The sequence below is a fragment of the Kitasatospora sp. NPDC023118 genome (assembly GCF_055560875.1).
On sequence record NZ_JBVHHW010000001.1, the window covers coordinates 109580 to 124619 of the forward strand.

The 15040-nt window shown below is 73.5% G+C and carries 15 protein-coding genes and 1 riboswitch; of the genes, 8 read left to right on the forward strand and 7 right to left on the reverse strand.

Annotation, left to right across the window (positions count from 1 at the left end; translation table 11 throughout):
• Window positions 1–6: 6 nt before the first annotated feature.
• Both macS and ACZ3UD_RS00475 read left to right on the forward strand, forming a co-directional pair.
• Window positions 7–1218, forward strand: a complete 1212-nt coding sequence (gene macS / locus ACZ3UD_RS00470; protein ID WP_465580611.1) for a MacS family sensor histidine kinase — start codon at window positions 7–9, stop codon at window positions 1216–1218.
• The gene (locus ACZ3UD_RS00475) at window positions 1218–1898 is read left to right on the forward strand and encodes a response regulator (RefSeq protein WP_465580614.1); all 681 of its coding nucleotides are present in this window, start codon (window positions 1218–1220) and stop codon (window positions 1896–1898) included. The genes macS and ACZ3UD_RS00475 overlap by 1 nt, the downstream gene beginning before the upstream one ends.
• Before the next feature lie 42 nt (window positions 1899–1940).
• Here ACZ3UD_RS00475 and ACZ3UD_RS00480 read toward each other — a convergent pair whose 3' ends face one another.
• Complete coding sequence (locus ACZ3UD_RS00480) at window positions 1941–3875, reverse strand: anthranilate synthase family protein (protein WP_465580617.1); 1935 nt, start codon at window positions 3873–3875, stop codon at window positions 1941–1943.
• Between the two features lie 305 nt (window positions 3876–4180).
• On the opposite strand from ACZ3UD_RS00480, the gene ACZ3UD_RS00485 reads away from it, so the two are divergent.
• Both ACZ3UD_RS00485 and ACZ3UD_RS00490 read left to right on the forward strand, forming a co-directional pair.
• Complete coding sequence (locus ACZ3UD_RS00485) at window positions 4181–5515, forward strand: class II 3-deoxy-7-phosphoheptulonate synthase (RefSeq protein WP_465580619.1); 1335 nt, start codon at window positions 4181–4183, stop codon at window positions 5513–5515.
• 175 nt (window positions 5516–5690) lie between these two features.
• On the forward strand, window positions 5691–5990 hold the full coding sequence (locus ACZ3UD_RS00490; RefSeq protein WP_465580622.1) for a (2Fe-2S)-binding protein: 300 nt from the start codon (window positions 5691–5693) through the stop codon (window positions 5988–5990).
• Here the strand turns inward: ACZ3UD_RS00490 and bfr are convergent.
• Window positions 5987–6466: a bacterioferritin gene (gene bfr, locus ACZ3UD_RS00495; RefSeq protein ID WP_465580625.1), complete on the reverse strand. Its 480-nt coding sequence runs from the start codon at window positions 6464–6466 to the stop codon at window positions 5987–5989. The genes ACZ3UD_RS00490 and bfr overlap by 4 nt on opposite strands.
• A 231-nt stretch (window positions 6467–6697) precedes the next feature.
• On the opposite strand from bfr, the gene ACZ3UD_RS00500 reads away from it, so the two are divergent.
• Complete coding sequence (locus ACZ3UD_RS00500) at window positions 6698–7327, forward strand: sulfite oxidase-like oxidoreductase (RefSeq protein WP_465580627.1); 630 nt, start codon at window positions 6698–6700, stop codon at window positions 7325–7327.
• Between the two features lie 12 nt (window positions 7328–7339).
• Here the strand turns inward: ACZ3UD_RS00500 and pknB are convergent, their stop codons facing one another.
• From pknB to thiO, 4 genes are all read right to left on the reverse strand, one after another.
• Window positions 7340–9118: a Stk1 family PASTA domain-containing Ser/Thr kinase gene (pknB, locus tag ACZ3UD_RS00505; RefSeq protein ID WP_465580630.1), complete on the reverse strand. Its 1779-nt coding sequence runs from the start codon at window positions 9116–9118 to the stop codon at window positions 7340–7342.
• A gap of 100 nt (window positions 9119–9218) precedes the next feature.
• Window positions 9219–10016: a thiazole synthase gene (locus ACZ3UD_RS00510; RefSeq protein WP_465580633.1), complete on the reverse strand. Its 798-nt coding sequence runs from the start codon at window positions 10014–10016 to the stop codon at window positions 9219–9221.
• Between the two features lie 3 nt (window positions 10017–10019).
• The gene (gene thiS, locus ACZ3UD_RS00515) at window positions 10020–10229 is read right to left on the reverse strand and encodes a sulfur carrier protein ThiS (protein WP_465580635.1); all 210 of its coding nucleotides are present in this window, start codon (window positions 10227–10229) and stop codon (window positions 10020–10022) included.
• On the reverse strand, window positions 10226–11401 hold the full coding sequence (thiO, locus tag ACZ3UD_RS00520; protein WP_465580638.1) for a glycine oxidase ThiO: 1176 nt from the start codon (window positions 11399–11401) through the stop codon (window positions 10226–10228). The genes thiS and thiO overlap by 4 nt, the downstream gene beginning before the upstream one ends.
• A 3-nt stretch (window positions 11402–11404) precedes the next feature.
• Window positions 11405–11517: riboswitch (TPP riboswitch) on the reverse strand.
• 128 nt (window positions 11518–11645) lie between these two features.
• Between thiO and ACZ3UD_RS00525 the strand changes: the two genes are divergently transcribed.
• Genes ACZ3UD_RS00525 through thiE form a run of 3 tightly spaced genes read left to right on the forward strand, consistent with a single transcriptional unit; the run spans window position 11646 to window position 13905 of the window.
• Window positions 11646–12848, forward strand: coding sequence for an NAD(P)/FAD-dependent oxidoreductase (locus tag ACZ3UD_RS00525; protein ID WP_465580641.1), 1203 nt, complete (start codon window positions 11646–11648; stop codon window positions 12846–12848).
• 44 nt (window positions 12849–12892) lie between these two features.
• Window positions 12893–13258 carry an Rv2175c family DNA-binding protein gene (locus tag ACZ3UD_RS00530; RefSeq protein ID WP_465580644.1) on the forward strand — a complete coding sequence of 122 codons (366 nt, stop codon included), beginning with the start codon at window positions 12893–12895 and terminating at the stop codon, window positions 13256–13258.
• Window positions 13258–13905, forward strand: coding sequence for a thiamine phosphate synthase (gene thiE, locus ACZ3UD_RS00535; RefSeq protein WP_465580647.1), 648 nt, complete (start codon window positions 13258–13260; stop codon window positions 13903–13905). Before ACZ3UD_RS00530 ends, thiE begins: the two co-directional genes overlap by 1 nt.
• A gap of 25 nt (window positions 13906–13930) precedes the next feature.
• Here the strand turns inward: thiE and ACZ3UD_RS00540 are convergent, their stop codons facing one another.
• The gene (locus ACZ3UD_RS00540; RefSeq protein ID WP_465580650.1) at window positions 13931–15037 is read right to left on the reverse strand and encodes a polyprenyl synthetase family protein; all 1107 of its coding nucleotides are present in this window, start codon (window positions 15035–15037) and stop codon (window positions 13931–13933) included.
• Window positions 15038–15040 lie beyond the last annotated feature (3 nt).

Sequence of the window (15040 nt, forward strand, 5' to 3'; positions counted from 1 at the left end):
TTGGGGATGGCGGAGGGCGCGAGAGCCGGAGCGCTCGGCGGCACGGTGGCGGCCGGCGGGATGTCCGTCGAACTCCCGCTGTGGAAGGCGATCTCCTACTTCCGGGTACTGGCCCTTTGCTACGCCCTGCTGCGGTACTTCAACGCCTACCTGCACTTCCTGCACCCGGTCTCCGGCTGGATCTTCCTCGGCGCGCTCACCCTCTGGACGCTCGCCAGCACCCGGGCCTTCGCCGACCCGCAGCGCTGCACCTGGTTCGTGCTGGGCTTCGACCTCGCCCTGGCCGTGACCGGCATCGTGATGAGCGGGATGATCGACGCCCCGGCCCGGATCAGCCACGGCGCGCTCACCCTGCCGACCATCTGGGCCGCCGGCTCGGTGCTCGGGTGCGCCGCGAAGGGCGGCTGGCGTCCCGCGGCGGCGGCCGGCTCGGTGATCGGGGTCGCCAACATCCTCGGGCACGGCGGCCCGACCGGCGACAACATCCACAACATCGTGCTGCTGCTGGTGGCCGGGATCGCGATCGGGTACGTGATCGAGTTGGCCCGCGCCAGCGAGGCCACCCTGGCCCGGGCGCTCCAGGTCGAGGCGGCCACCCGGGAGCGCGAGCGGCTCTCCCGGGACATCCACGACGGCGTGCTGCAGGTGCTCGCGCTGGTCCAGCGCCGGGGCGCGGAGCTGGGCGAGGGCGTCGGCGGCGGCGCGGACTTCGCCGAGCTGGGCCGGCTCGCCGGTGAGCAGGAGCGCGCGCTGCGGGCGCTGATGACCGGCGGTCCGCTCCCGGTCCAGCGCGCCGTGGACCTGCCGGAGGCCGACGCCGCCGATCCGTGCGACCTCACCGCGCTGCTGCGCCCGTACGCCGACGAGCGGATCACGCTCTCCGCCCCCGGCACCCCGGTGCTGCTGCCGGGCCCGGCGGCGCGGGAGCTCGCCGCGGCGGTCGGCGCGGCCGTGGACAACGTGCGCAAGCACGCGGGGGAGCAGCCCCGGGCCTGGATCCTGGTCGAGGACGAGCCGGCGGCCGTCACCGTCAGCATCCGCGACGACGGGCCCGGTTTCGCCCCCGGCCGACTCGGCGAGGCGGAGCGGGCCGGGCGGCTCGGCGTCTCCCAGTCCATCCGCGGCCGGCTGCTGGACCTCGGCGGTACGGCCGAGCTGTACTCGGCGCCCGGGGAGGGCGTCGAGGTCGAACTGCGGGTCCCGAGGGAAGGGTTCTGATGACCGATCAGCCGACGACCGACCGGCCGGTGCGGGTGATGGTGGTGGACGACCACCCGATGTGGCGCGACGCCGTCTCCCGCGACCTGGCCGAGGCCGGGCTGGACGTGGTGGCCACGGCGGGCGACGGCGAGGAGGCCGTGCGCCGCGCCCGCGCCTGCTCACCGCAGGTCGTCGTGCTGGACCTCAACCTGCCCGGCCTGCCCGGCGCCGAGGTGTGCCGTCAGGTGGTCGCGCACGATCCGGCGGTACGGGTGCTGGTGCTGTCGGCCAGCGGTGAGCACCAGGACGTGCTGGAGGCGGTGAAGTCCGGCGCGACCGGGTATCTGGTGAAGTCGGCCGGGCGGGACGAACTGCTGGACGCGGTGCGCCGTACGGCTGTCGGCGACGCGGTGTTCACCCCGGGGCTGGCCGGTCTGGTGCTGGGCGAGTTCCGCCGGCTGGCCGCCGAGCCGGCCCCGGCCTCGGCGCCCGCCGTCCCCCAGCTGACCGCCCGGGAGACCGAGGTGCTGCGGCTGGTGGCCAAGGGCCTGTCCTACCGGCAGATCGCCGACCGGTTGGTGCTGTCGCACCGGACGGTGCAGAACCACGTGCAGAACACGCTGGGGAAGCTGCAGCTGCACAACCGGGTGGAGCTGGTGCGGTACGCGATCGAGCGAGGGCTGGACGAGGAGCTGTGAAGCGGTCCCGGGACGGCGCACGCCCGGGACCCTTCCACTTCCTCAGCGCGGTACGGCAGCCGCCTGCTTCAGCAGGGCCGCCACGATGTCCACGCCGTCCCGGGTGAGCACCGACTCCGGGTGGAACTGCAGGCCGGCGAAGCCGGGGCCGCGCAGGGCGTGGACGTCGCCGGTGACGGCGTCCCGGGCGACCTCGATGCCCTCGGCGGCCAGCCGGGCCGCGTCGGCCTCCGAGCAGCGCGCGGTGAAGGTGTTGTAGAAGCCGACCGTCCGCTTGCTGCCGAACAGGTCGATGCCCTCCTGCGCGCCCTGGTACGGGACGGCCTTGCGGCCGAGCGCGAGTCCGAGCTCGGCGGAGAGCAGCTGGTGGCTGAGGCAGACCGCGAGCAGCGGCGCGGTGCGGGCGCCGGAGCGGACGGCGGCCAGGGCGTCCGCGACGATCGGGCGCAGCACCGCCATCTTGGGGTCGTCGGCGAGCGCCGGGTCGCCCGGGCCGGGGCCGAGCACCAGCGGGCCGCGGTGCGCCGCGACCAGCTCGCGCAGGCCCGGCTCGTCGAAGCGGACCACGGTGACCCGGTGGCCGAGCGAGGTCAGCAGGTGGGCGAGCATCGAGGTGAAGGTGTCCTCGCCGTCCACGACCAGGGTCGGCTCGGCCTCGGTGACCTCGGACGGCGACTGCATCCGCAGCCAGAACGGGGCGAGGTCGGCCCGGCGGGCGTCGAGCGCGGCCTGCACCCGGTGGTCGTCGGCGAGCCGGGGCCCGGTGGGGCTGGGCAGCCGGACGGGGGCGGGCCGGGCGCCGATGGCGGTGAGCACCCCGGCGGCCTTGGCGTGGGTCTCGGCCACCTCGGACTCCGGGACGGAGTGGCGCACCAGGGTGGCGCCGACCCGGACGACCAGCTGCCCGGTGGCCGGGTCGATGTCGGCGGTGCGGATGCAGATCGGCGAGTCCAGCAGCTGCCCGCCGCTGGCGGAGCGGCCGATCAGGGCGAGCGCGCCGGAGTAGTAGCCGCGCCCGGCGGGCTCGTAGCGCTTGATCACCCGAGTGGCGTTCTGCACCGGGCTGCCGGTGACGGTGGCGGCGAACATCGTCTCGCGCAGCACCTCGCGGACGTCCATCGAGGTCTGCCCGCGCAGCTCGTACTCGGTGTGGGCGAGGTGGGACATCTCCTTGAGCCGGGGCCCGAGCACCTGGCCGCCGAGGTCGCCGACCGTGCACATCATCTTGAGCTCTTCGTCGACCACCATGGTCAGCTCCTCCAACTCCTTCGGGTCGTGCAGGAATTGGAGCAGTGAGTCGAGGTCGCCGCCGCCGGCCGGATAGCGGTAGGTGCCGGAGATCGGGTTCATCACGACGGTGCCGCCGCTCTGCCGGACGTGCACCTCGGGGGAGGCGCCGACCAGCACGCGCTCGCCGGTGTGGACAAGGAAGGTCCAGTACGCGCCGCGCTCCTGGTCCAGCAGTCGCCGGAACAGGGAGAGGGCCAGCTCGGGGGAGAAGTCGTCCAGTGTGGCGTGGAAGTCGCGGCGGATCACGAAGTTGGCGCCCTCGCCGTTGCCGATCTCGTCCTCGATCACCCGGCGGACGATGGCCGCGTACTCCGCGTCGTCCACGTCGAAGGCGCCGCCGGTCAGGGACACCGGCAGCTGCGGCAGGGCGGCGGTGAACTCGGCCAGCGGCAGGGCGTGCTGCTCGGTCACCGAGAGGGCCTGTAGCGGGGTGCCGTCGTCGTGCGCCTCGAAGCCGCGCTCGCGGATCTGGCGGTACGGGACGAGCGCGAGCAGGTCGTGGACCGGGCCGGCGGACGGGATGCCGGCGCGGACCGGCAGGTCGGCGAGGCGGTCGTAGCTGCCGACGGTGCCCAACAGCACCTCGACGGTGTCCGGGGCGTGTCGGGGGGTGCGGCGGTGCAGCAGGGCGAAGGCGGGCGCGCCGGGGGCGGTGAGGCGGGCGAGCAGCTCGGCAGAGGTGGTCACGAGTACGGCTTCCTTCCGGGAGGAATGTCGAGGGCGGTGCTGGGTTCCGCTCCCGGAGGGCCGTCTCTGCCTCAGACGTCGACGGCCGCCCCGAGGGGCGGCCGTCGTGTTCGTCTAGGAACGCGCGATCTGTGGGCCACCCATGGGGGAGGCCCACCACCAGGAGTGGGTGTGGGGCGCGTACATGGGTCGAGCGTATCGGATACTGCCGAGCGGGTGAGGGTGCACGCGGCTTTGTCCGGGATGTGTCTCATCCCTCGGGCAATCGGCACGAATCGCTCGTGTCACCCCGTAGCCTTGGCCTTGTGACCGTGACGAATCTCCACTCCTGGCAGTCCCTGCCCGCGGCGCAGCAGCCTGAATGGCCGGACCAAGAGGCTCTGCGCAAGACCCTTGCTGAGCTCGCCTCCTATCCGCCCCTCGTCTTCGCCGGCGAGTGTGACCAGCTGCGCGCCCGGCTCGCTGCCGTGGCGCGTGGGGAGGCGTTCCTCCTCCAGGGCGGCGACTGCGCCGAGGCCTTCGACGGCGTCTCGGCCGAGCACATCCGCAACAAGCTGAAGACCCTGCTGCAGATGGCCGCCGTGCTGACGTACGCGGCCTCGGTCCCGGTCGTGAAGGTCGGCCGGATCGCCGGTCAGTACTCCAAGCCGCGCTCCAAGTCGACCGAGACCCGCGACGGCGTGACCCTGCCGGTCTACCGCGGCGACTCGGTGAACGGCTTCGAGTTCACCCCCGAGTCCCGCATCCCGGACCCGGAGCGCCTGAAGCGGATGTACAACGCCTCCGCCGCGACGCTCAACCTGGTGCGCGCCTTCACCACCGGTGGTTACGCCGACCTGCGTCAGGTGCACGCCTGGAACCAGGACTTCGTGCGCAACTCGCCGGCCGGCCAGCGCTACGAGCAGCTCGCCCGGGAGATCGACAACGCCCTGGCGTTCATGAACGCCTGTGGTGTGGCGCCGGAGGAGTTCAAGACCGTCGAGTTCTTCTCCTCGCACGAGGCGCTGATCCTCGACTACGAGACCGCGCTGACCCGCGTGGACTCGCGCACCGGCGACCTGTACGACGTCTCCGGGCACATGGTGTGGATCGGTGAGCGCACCCGCCAGCTGGACCACGCGCACATCGAGTTCGCCTCCAAGATCCGCAACCCGATCGGGGTCAAGCTGGGCCCGACCACCTCGGTGGACGAGGCGCTCACCCTGATCGAGAAGCTGGACCCGGAGCGCGAGCCCGGCCGCCTCACCTTCATCACCCGGATGGGCGCGGGCAAGATCCGCGACCACCTGCCCACCCTGGTGGAGAAGGTCACCGCCTCCGGCGCCCAGCCGGTGTGGATCTGCGACCCGATGCACGGCAACACCTTCGAGGCGTCCAGCGGTCACAAGACCCGCCGCTTCGACGACGTGCTGGACGAGGTCAAGGGCTTCTTCGAGGTGCACCGCGCGCTCGGCACCCACCCGGGCGGCATCCACGTGGAGCTGACCGGGGACGACGTCACCGAGTGCGTCGGCGGCGGCGACGAGGTCCTGGTGGACGACCTGCACCAGCGCTACGAGACGGCCTGCGACCCGCGGCTCAACCGCAGCCAGTCGCTGGACCTGGCGTTCCTGGTGGCGGAGATGTACCGCGGCCAGTAGGCCCCTGGCGGCGTCACATGTGACGAAGGCCCCTCCGGATTCGGGATTCCCGAGCCCGGAGGGGCTTTTTCGTACCCGGATCGCCGGGTAAGGTGAGGCTTAGTGAACTAAGGCAAGCCTTAGTCAAGATCCACTCTGTGCGCTTCACTCGCGCTTCACCCTGGGAGAGACCTCGATGTACGTGTGCATGTGCCATGCGGTCACCGAGGACCAGGTGAAGAAGGCGATCGACGGGGGCGCCAACACCCCGCGCCAGATAGCCAAGGGCTGCAAGGCGGGCACGGACTGCGGGTCCTGCGTCCGCCGCATCCAGACGCTGCTCGGTGAGCACGGCGCCCGGCCCTGCCCGACCGCCCGGCTGGCCGCGAAGCTCGGCCTCGCGGACCCGGAGGTCCAGGACGTTCCCGCGCCGGCTGCCTCGAAGCCAGGCCCGGCGGCCCCGATCGCCCCGGTGGTCCCGCTGCGAGTGGCCTAGGACTCCGGCTGCTCGATCACCTGGGCGATGTAGAGCGCTTCCCCGAGCTTCTCCAGCAGCTCCAGCTGGGTGTCGAGGTAGTCGATGTGGTGCTCCTCGTCCGCCAGGATGTCCTCGAAGATGTTCGCCGAGGTGACGTCGTTCTTGGCCCGCATCACCACGATCCCGCGCTTGAGCCGGTCGATCGCCTCGACCTCGATCTGGCGGTCGGCCTCGAACATCTCCTTGACCGTCTGGCCGATCCGGACGTGGAACAGCCGCTGGTAGTTGGGCAGCCCCTCCAGGAACAGGATCCGGTCGGTGAGCGTCTCGGCGTGCTTCATCTCGTCGAACGACTCGTGCCGGGTGTACTCGGCGAGCTTCGTCCACCCGAAGTTCTCCTGCATCTTGGCGTGCAGGAAGTACTGGTTGATCGCGGTGAGCTCGGCCGTGAGCTGCTCGTTGAGGAACTCGATGACCTCCGGGTCGCCCTGCATGGTGCTGCCTCCCTGCGCTACGTCCTGCGGTGAGTCCTGCGCTGCGCATCCTGGCACCGTATTGGGAGGAAATTCCAGTAAGTTCACACTCACCAGGACATGTGCCGGAATATCCGATTTGGGGTGAAGCCGGAGGGTGAGCGATCGACCATTGGTCCGTACGGGAAGGGCGTGAACCGCGCGTGAAGGGGCGCGCGCCAGGGCTTGTCCGCCGTCTGTCACCATGGAGCCATGGGTCAGTCCGAACAAGAACCGTTTCCGCCGTCTGACCCGAGGCTCCCCCCGGGCCAGCGCGCGCAGCGCGGCTGGCCCGCCCTGCACTACGGGCCGGTGCCCCGCTTCAAGCCGCTGACCTGGGACCTCCAGGTGTTCGGAGCCACCGCCTCGGCGGAGAAGCACAGGTGGGACTTCGAGGCCTTCACCGCCCTGCCGCGCACCACCGTGGTCGCGGACCTGCACTGCGTCACCAAGTTCTCGCTGCTCGGCAACGAGTGGACGGGCGTGCCCGCCGCCACCCTGCTCGACCTCGTTCCCCCGGCGCCCGGCGTCACCCACGTCATGGTCTGGGCCGAGTACGGCTACAGCGCCAACCTACGGCTGGCCGACTTCGCCGACGAGCGCACCCTGCTCGCCACCCACCGCAACGGCGAGGCGCTGACCGCCGAGCACGGCTTCCCGGTCCGGCTGGTGGTCCCGCGGCTGTACGCGTGGAAGGGCCCCAAGTGGGTGCGCGCGGTGGAGTACATGCGGGCCGACCGGCGCGGCTTCTGGGAGGAGCGCGGCTACCACAACCTGGCCGACCCCTGGCGCGAGCAGCGCTACTCCCACCAGGAGGAGCCCGGCGACGGGCCGCTGCGCTGAGGCCCGGCCCCGTCAGAAGAGCGAGAAGGTGACCGTCACCGCGGTCTTCTGCGGGCGCCGCTCGCCGGCCGCCGGGGACTGGCCGCTCACCTTGCCGATGCCGAGGGTCCAGTCGGTGGCGGCCTTCATCGTGAAGCCCGCCGCCTGCAGTGCCTTCTGCGCGTCGTCCCGGCTCATGCCGGTGACGTTCGGGATCGCCACCATGCCCTTGCTGACCACCAGCGAGACCGCGGCGTTCTCCTGCAGCAGCTGCCCGGCGGCGGGCGAGCTGCTGATCACCGAGCCCTCCGGCACCCCGTCGTCGTAGGTCTCGGTCACGGTGCCCCTGGTCAGCCGGGCGGCGGCCAGCGCGGCGGCCGCGTCGTCCGCGCTCTTGCCGGTGACGTCCGGCACCGCGATCCGCTTGGGGCCCTTGGAGACGGTGACCGTCACCGAGTCGCTCTTGCGGGTGCGAGCGCCCACCCCGGGGTCGGTGGAGATCACCTGTCCGGTCGGGACGGACTCGCTGTACACCTCGACGAACCTGCCGTGCATGCCCTCCTCGTCCAGGATCCGCTGGGCCTCGCCCCGGTCCTTGCCGAGCACGCCCGGCACCGAGCCGTACAGCCCCTCGGAGATCCCGTACGTGGCGCCGCCGACCGCCAGCACCAGGGCGGTCAGCGCGGCCGCCCAGATCATCGGCTTGCGCGGGAGGCGGCGCGGCCGGCCCGGCCGGCGGGTCCGCACCGGGGTCGGCTCGTCGTACGGGCGCGGCTCGACCAGCAGCTGGTCCATCAGCTCCGCCGGGACGTCCAGCACGCTGGTGCGCTCCGGCGGCGGGGCGTCGGCGGTCCGGGGCAGCGGCTGGATCACCGAGGTCGGCTCGCTGGTCGGGTAGCGCGGGCTGGGCCGGGTGGAGGCCGGCGGTTCGGCGTCCAGCTCGGCCGGGGCGAGGGTGCGGCGGACCCGCTGGACGGCGGCGAGCAGCTCGACCGCGTCGTACGGGCGGGCGTCGGCGGCCCGGGCGCAGGCGCCGGCCACGATGGCGTCCAGCGCCGGGGGGACGGCGGGGGCGACCAACGAGGGGGCGGGGACGTCCTCGTGCAGGTGCTTGTACATGACCTGGACGGGGTTGTCGCCGGTGTGCGGGCGGCGGCCGGTGAGCATCTCGTACAGCAGGATGCCGGCCGCGTAGACGTCGACCCGCTGGTCGGTGGGGGCGTCCGGGAGGATCTGCTCGGGGGCCAGGTAGGAGACGGTGCCCATCACGGTGCCGCCGGTGGCGGTGCCGGTCGAGGTGGGTGCGCCGTCGGCGCTGCCGAGCACCCGGACCAGGCCGAAGTCGGCGACCTTGACCAGGCCGCTCTCGGTGATCAGGACGTTCTCCGGCTTGACGTCCCGGTGGACCAGCCCGGCCCGGTGGGCGGCGCCGAGGGCGGCGAGCACCGGCTCCAGGACGTCCAGCGCGGCCCGCACCGACAGGGCGCCGCGGTCGCGCAGCAGGTCGCGCAGGGTGCGGCCGGGGACGTACTCCATGGCGAGGAAAACGTTTCCGCCGTCCGCGCCCTGGTCGAAGACGTTGACCACGTTGGGGTGGGTGAGCTTGGCGACCGCCTTGGCCTCGCGGATGAAGCGGGCGGTGAAGCCCTCGTCCCCGGCCAGCTGGGGGTGCATCACCTTGAGGGCGACCACCCGGTCCAGCCGGGTATCGGTGCCCTGGTACACGGTGGACATCCCGCCGGTCGCGATGCGCTGCTCGACCCGGTACCTGTTGTCGAGCAGGGTACCGATCAGGGGGTCGTGCAAAGCCATGTCCACCCGGGCGATTCTAGTGGTGAAGCCGCGCGCCGGGCCCGGAGGACACCTCCTCCGGGCCCGGCTGTGCCCGGCTTGTGACACGGGACACCCGGTCTCAGAAGGCCGGCTGCTCCCGGGTGTCCAGGGCGGCGCGGCCGGCCATCGCGGACGAGGCCTCGGCGTGGAAACGGCGCGGGATGCGGCCGGCCCGGTGGGCGAGCCGGCCGGCGTCGGCGGCGTGCCGCATCGCCTCGGCCATCAGCACCGGGTCCTGAGCACGCGTCACCGCCGAGGCCAGCATCACCGCCGCGCAGCCCAGCTCCATCGCCAGCGCGACGTCGGAGGCGGTGCCGGCGCCCGCGTCCAGGATCACCGGGACGCCCGCGTCCTCCACGATCAGCTGGAAGTTGTGCGGGTTGCGGATGCCCAGACCGGAGCCGATCGGCGAGCCCAGCGGCATGATCGCCGCGCAGCCGACGTCCTCCAGCTTGCGCGCCAGCACCGGGTCGTCGTTGGTGTACGGGAGCACGGTGAAGCCGTCGTCGACCAGGATCTCGGCGGCGTCCAGGAGCTCGATCGGGTCGGGCAGCAGGGTGCGCTCGTCGGCGATCACCTCCAGCTTCACCCAGTCGGTGCCGAGCGCCTCGCGGGCCAGCCGGGCGGTCAGCACGGCTTCGCCGGCGGTGAAGCAGCCGGCCGTGTTGGGCAGCACCTGGATGCCGTTGCGGGTCAGGACGTCCAGGACGGAGCCCTGGGTGGTGGCGTCGACCCGGCGCATGGCCACCGTGGTCAGCTCGGTGCCGGAGGCGAGCAGCGCGCGCTCCAGGACCTCCAGGCTGGGCGCCCCGCCGGTGCCCATGATGAGCCGGGAGGAGAAGGTCGTCCCGGCGATGGTGAGAAGGTCGTCGGCCATGGCTCAGCCTCCCTGGACGGCGGTGAGGATCTCGACCCGGTCGCCGGTGCTCAGCGGCGTCTCGGACCACGAACTACGGGGCACCACGGCCTCGTTGAGGGCGGCGGCGACGCCGGTGTTGGCCTTGCTGACGGTGGCCACCAGCTCGGCGAGGGTCGTGGCGGCGGGCGTCCGGCGGGGCTCGCCGTTGACGGTCAGGGCGATCTCGGTCATGCGGAGGCCTTCGTGGTGGAGTGGTCGGGGGAGAACCGGGCGGGCGTGAACGGCCTCGCGAGGTCCGGGACTTCGCCGGTCGCCAGGTAGTCGGCGACCAGGTCGGCGGTCACCGGGGTGAGCAGCACGCCGTTGCGGTAGTGGCCGGTGGCGGCGACCAGCCCGGGCAGCGGGGTCGGTCCCAGCAGCGGGGCGTTGTCCGGCGAGCCGGGGCGTAGCCCGGCGGAGGTCTCCACCAGCGGGAGTTCGGTGATGCCCGGGACCAACTCGTGGGCGTCGCGCAGGAGTTCGTACACACCGCCGGCGGTGACGGTGGTGTCGTAGCCCTGCTCCTCGGTGGTCGCGCCGATCACCAGCTCGCCGTTCTCGCGCGGCACCAGGTACAGGTGCTGCCCGCGCACGACCGCGCGGACGTTGCGGGAGAGGAACGGCCGGTAGGCGTCCGGGATGTGGAGCCGCAGCACCTGCCCCTTCACCGGGCGGATCGCGGGCAGCACGCCCTCGGGCAGGCCGGGCAGCCGGTGGCTGTGCGGGCCGGCGGCGAGCACGATCTGATCGGCGGTCACCGTCTCCCCGGTGCCGAGCCGGGCGCCGACCGCGCGGCCGTCCTCGACGAGCAGCTCGACGGCCTCGGCGCGCCGACCGACGACGCCCGCGCGCTCACCGGCCAGCAGCAGTGCGGTGAGCAGCCGCCGGGGATCCACCTGGTGGTCGTTCGCGACGTGCAGGCCGCCGCGCACGCCGGGGGCCAGCATCGGCTCCAGCCTGCGGGCCTCCCGGCCGGTCAGCCAGCTCGACTCCAGGCCGAGCCGCTGGTGGAAGGCGTGCAGTTCGCGCAGTTCCTCGCGGTCGTCGGAGTCCAGTGCGACGGCGATCGTGCCGCACCGGCGGTAGCCGGTGTCCTCGCCGCCGCTCGCCTCGGTGAGCTCGGCGGCGAAGGCCGCGTACCGCTCGTTCGAGGCCATGCCGAGGCGCAGCAGCGGCTCCTCGCCGTACTGCAGCTCGGTGACCGGGGCGAGCATCCCGGCCGCGACTGAGGCCGCCCCGCCGCCGGGGGAGGGGTCGACCACGATCACGTTCCTCAGCCCGCGCTGCGCGGCGCGCCACGCGACGGCGAGGCCGATGATGCCCCCGCCGATCACCAGCACGTCGGCGCGGGCGCCTGATGGCAAGCGTGACAAAGCTGCTCTTCTCCCTTCGCCGGTATGACCCGGATCAGGTTCGGACGGTCGCGGGCCGTGCCAGCCCGCCTCTCAGCCCGGTACGCCGGGCTCCCGTGTGGTGCACCCACCTTAACGCCGGGGGTCGGCCCGGCCGAAGGGCCGTGTGAGGGGTGGGACGGGTGAGCAGGACGGCTGCCGCTGGGGCCGACCGAGGGGTGGACGGCCGCCGGGTGCCGCCGCGGCGCTGAGTACAGTGACGGGCGTGGCAGAGCTGAGCGGAACGGATCAGGTGGTCGTCGTCGGGGCCGGGCTGGCCGGGGCGCAGTGCGCCCTGAAGCTGCGGCAGGGCGGCTGGCGGGGGCGGATCACCCTGGTCGGCGAGGAGTCGCACGCGCCGTACGACCGGCCGCCGCTCTCCAAGGACGTGCTGCTCGGCAAGGCCGACGCCACCACTCTGGACATCGACTACGGGCAGCTCGGCATCGAGCTGCTCACCGGCCGTCGCGCCACCGGCCTCACCCCGGGTGTGCTGCACACCGACGGCGGCGACCTCCCGTACGACTCGCTGGTGATCGCCACCGGCGCCACCCCGCGCGCCCTGCCCGGCGCCGAGCGCGCCCACCTGCTGCACACCCTGGACGACGCCCTGGCGCTGCGCGCGCTGCTGCGCCCAGGGCTGCGGCTGGTGCTGGTCGGCGCGGGCTGGATCGGCGCCGAGGTGTCCACCGCCGCGCGGCAGGCCGGCTGCGAGGTGACCGTGGTGGAGGCCGGCCCGGCGCCGGTGCCGGGCGCGCTGCCGACCGGGGTCGGCTCGGCGATGGCCGCCTGGTACGCCGAGGCCGGGGTCGAGCTGCGCTGCGGGGTCGGCGTGGCCGCCGTCGAGCCGGGCGCGGTGCTGCTGGCGGACGGCTCGCACCTGCCCGCCGACGAGGTGGTGGTCGGCGTCGGCGCCCGGCCCGCGACCGGCTGGCTGGCCGGCTCGGGCGTCGAGCTGGACGAGGCCGGGGCGGTCCTGGTGGACGAGCGGCTGCGCACCGGCCTGCCCGGGGTCTTCGCGGCCGGGGACTGCGTCAGCTACCCGTCGGCCCGCTCCGGCGCCCGGCTGGCCGTGCAGCACTGGGACCACGCGCTGCAGTCCGGCGAGGCCGCGGCCGCCGCCGTGCTGGGGGCGGACGCGCCGTACGACCCGGTGCCGTACTTCTGGTCCGAGCAGTTCGGCCGGATGGTCCAGTACGCCGGCCGGCACGCCGAGGGCGACGAACTGCTGTGGCGCGGCAGCCCGCAGGACGCCGCCTGGTCGGTGCTCTGGCTGCGCGACGGGGTGCCGAGCGCGCTGCTGGCGGTGGACCGGCCGCGCGACCTGACCCAGGGGCGGAAGCTGATCGAGCGCGGTGCGGCGCTGGACCCGGCCCGCGCGGCGGACCCGTCGGTGCCGCTGAAGGCCGCCACCAGCTAGGGGGGCATGTGCGTGGCGGGGGGCTGAGGTGGCAGTCTGGTGCCGTGAGTGAGATCGATGCCAAGACTGAAGCCCTGGTCCCCGAGTGGCTGTACCTCCCCGACATCTCCGAGCGGTGGGGTGTGGTGGTCACCGAGGTCCGCAACATGGTCAAGCACGGTGACCTGATCGCGGTCCGCCGCGGCCCCAACAAGTCGCTGCAGGTCCCGGCGGCGTTCATCGCGGAGACCGGCCCGGTCAAGCACCTGGTCGGACTGCTGACCGTGCTGCGGGACAGCGGGTTCTCCGACGCGGAGATCATCGAGTGGATGTTCACCGAGGACCCGACGCTGCCCGGCACCCCGGTGCAGGCGCTGTGGGAGAACCGCGCCACCGAGGTCAAGCGCCGCGCCCAGGCCATGGCGCTGTGATGACCGGCCTGCGCTCCCGCCTGGCCGACGCCCGGCTCTACCTGTGCACGGACGCCCGCCGCGAGCAGGGCGACCTCGCCGAGTTCCTGGACGCGGCGCTGGCCGGCGGGGTGGACATCGTCCAGCTCCGCGACAAGGGCCTGGAGGCCAGGCAGGAGCTGGCGGCCCTGGAGGTCTTCGCCGACGCCTGCCGCCGCCACGGCAAGCTGCTGGCCGTCAACGACCGCGCCGACGTCGCCCACGCGGCCCGGCCGGACGTGCTGCACCTCGGCCAGGACGACCTGCCGGTGCCGGCCGCCCGGGCGATCCTGGGCGAGGACGTGCTGATCGGACGGTCCTGCCACGCCGAGTCCGAGGTGGACGCGGCGGTCGCCGAGCCGGGCGTGGACTACTTCTGCACCGGCCCGGTCTGGCCGACCCCGACCAAGCCGGGCCGCCCGGCGCCGGGCCTCGGCCTGGTGTCGTACGCGGCGAAGCAGCCGACCGACCGGCCGTGGTTCGCGATCGGCGGGATCGACCTCGGCAACCTGGACGAGGTGCTGGCCGCCGGGGCCCGCCGGATCGTCGTGGTCCGGGCCATCACCGCGGCGCAGGACCCGCAGGCGGCCGCCGCCGAGCTGTCCCGCCGGGTGCGCGCGGCGCTCTGACCGCCTCCGGGGCCGGCGCCGTCCGTCAGTACTTGCGGACGGTGGCGGCCTCGGCCAGCGCCAGCAGCACCGCACGGGCCCGCTCGTCGGCGAGCGGCGCCGCCTCCAGCGCGGCCAGCGACTGCCGCATCAGCTCCTCGATCCGGCGCTCCACCAGCTCGGGCGCGCCGCTGCGGGCGACCAGCTCGCGCAGCTCGACGACCTCCTCGGCGGCCAGGTCCGGCGCGCCGAGCCGGGCGTCGAGGTGCCGGGCGTCGCCGGGCGGCAGGGCGCGCATCGCGTGCGCGACCAGCAGGGTGCGCTTGCCCTCGCGCAGGTCGTCCCCGGCCGGCTTGCCGGTGACGGCCGGGTCCCCGAAGACCCCGAGCAGGTCGTCCCGCAGCTGGAAGGCCTCGCCCAGCGGCAGCCCGAACGCCCCGAAGGCCTCGACCAGCTCCGGCCCGGCCCCGGCGAGCAGGGCGCCGACCTGCAGCGGTCGCTCGATCGTGTACTTCGCCGACTTGTAGTGCAGGACGGTCTGCGCGCGGTCCAGCGCGCCCTCGTCGGTCGAGTCGCCCGCCACCGGCTCCAGCACGTCCAGGTACTGGCCGACCATGACCTCGGTGCGCATCAGGTCGAACACCGGCTTGGCGGCCAGCACCGCGGCCGGGTCCAGGCCGGAGCGCAGGAACAGCTCGTCGCACCAGATCAGCAGCAGGTCGCCGAGCAGCACCGCGGCCGAGGTGCCGTACTGCTCGCGGTCGCCGCGCCAGCCGCTGTCCCGGTGCAGGGCCTCGAAGCGGCGGTGGACGGAGGGCAGGCCGCGGCGGGTGTCGCTGCGGTCCATCAGGTCGTCGTGCACCAGGGCACTGGCCTGCAGCAGCTCCAGCGCGGCCGCCGCGTTGGCGATCCCCTCACCGGTGGCCGGGCCGCCGGCGCCGCGCCAGCCCCAGTAGCAGAAGGCCGGGCGCAGCCGCTTGCCGCCGTCCAGCAGGAAGTCGCGCAGCGCGTCGGAGGCGGGCACCAGCTGCGGCGAGATCTTGCCGAGCAGCACGGACTGACCGTCCATGAACGCGGCGAGGGCGGCGTTGACGCGTGCGCGGACGTCCTCCACGTCAATGGGGTTGGCCGGCCGGTTGCTGGACGAGGTCACGAT

Bases quoted from the DNA above. Each gene is read 5' to 3' on its own strand.
- ACZ3UD_RS00510 (WP_465580633.1), bottom strand. From the start codon at position 10,016: ATGGCCGACGACCTTCTCACCATCGCCGGGACGACCTTCTCCTCCCGG.
- ACZ3UD_RS00490 (WP_465580622.1), top strand. From the start codon at position 5,691: ATGTACGTGTGCATGTGCCATGCGGTCACCGAGGACCAGGTGAAGAAG.
- bfr (WP_465580625.1), bottom strand. From the start codon at position 6,466: ATGCAGGGCGACCCGGAGGTCATCGAGTTCCTCAACGAGCAGCTCACG.
- pknB (WP_465580630.1), bottom strand. From the start codon at position 9,118: ATGGCTTTGCACGACCCCCTGATCGGTACCCTGCTCGACAACAGGTAC.
- thiE (WP_465580647.1), top strand. From the start codon at position 13,258: ATGACCGGCCTGCGCTCCCGCCTGGCCGACGCCCGGCTCTACCTGTGC.
- thiS (WP_465580635.1), bottom strand. From the start codon at position 10,229: ATGACCGAGATCGCCCTGACCGTCAACGGCGAGCCCCGCCGGACGCCC.
- macS (WP_465580611.1), top strand. From the start codon at position 7: ATGGCGGAGGGCGCGAGAGCCGGAGCGCTCGGCGGCACGGTGGCGGCC.
- ACZ3UD_RS00500 (WP_465580627.1), top strand. From the start codon at position 6,698: ATGGGTCAGTCCGAACAAGAACCGTTTCCGCCGTCTGACCCGAGGCTC.
- ACZ3UD_RS00475 (WP_465580614.1), top strand. From the start codon at position 1,218: ATGACCGATCAGCCGACGACCGACCGGCCGGTGCGGGTGATGGTGGTG.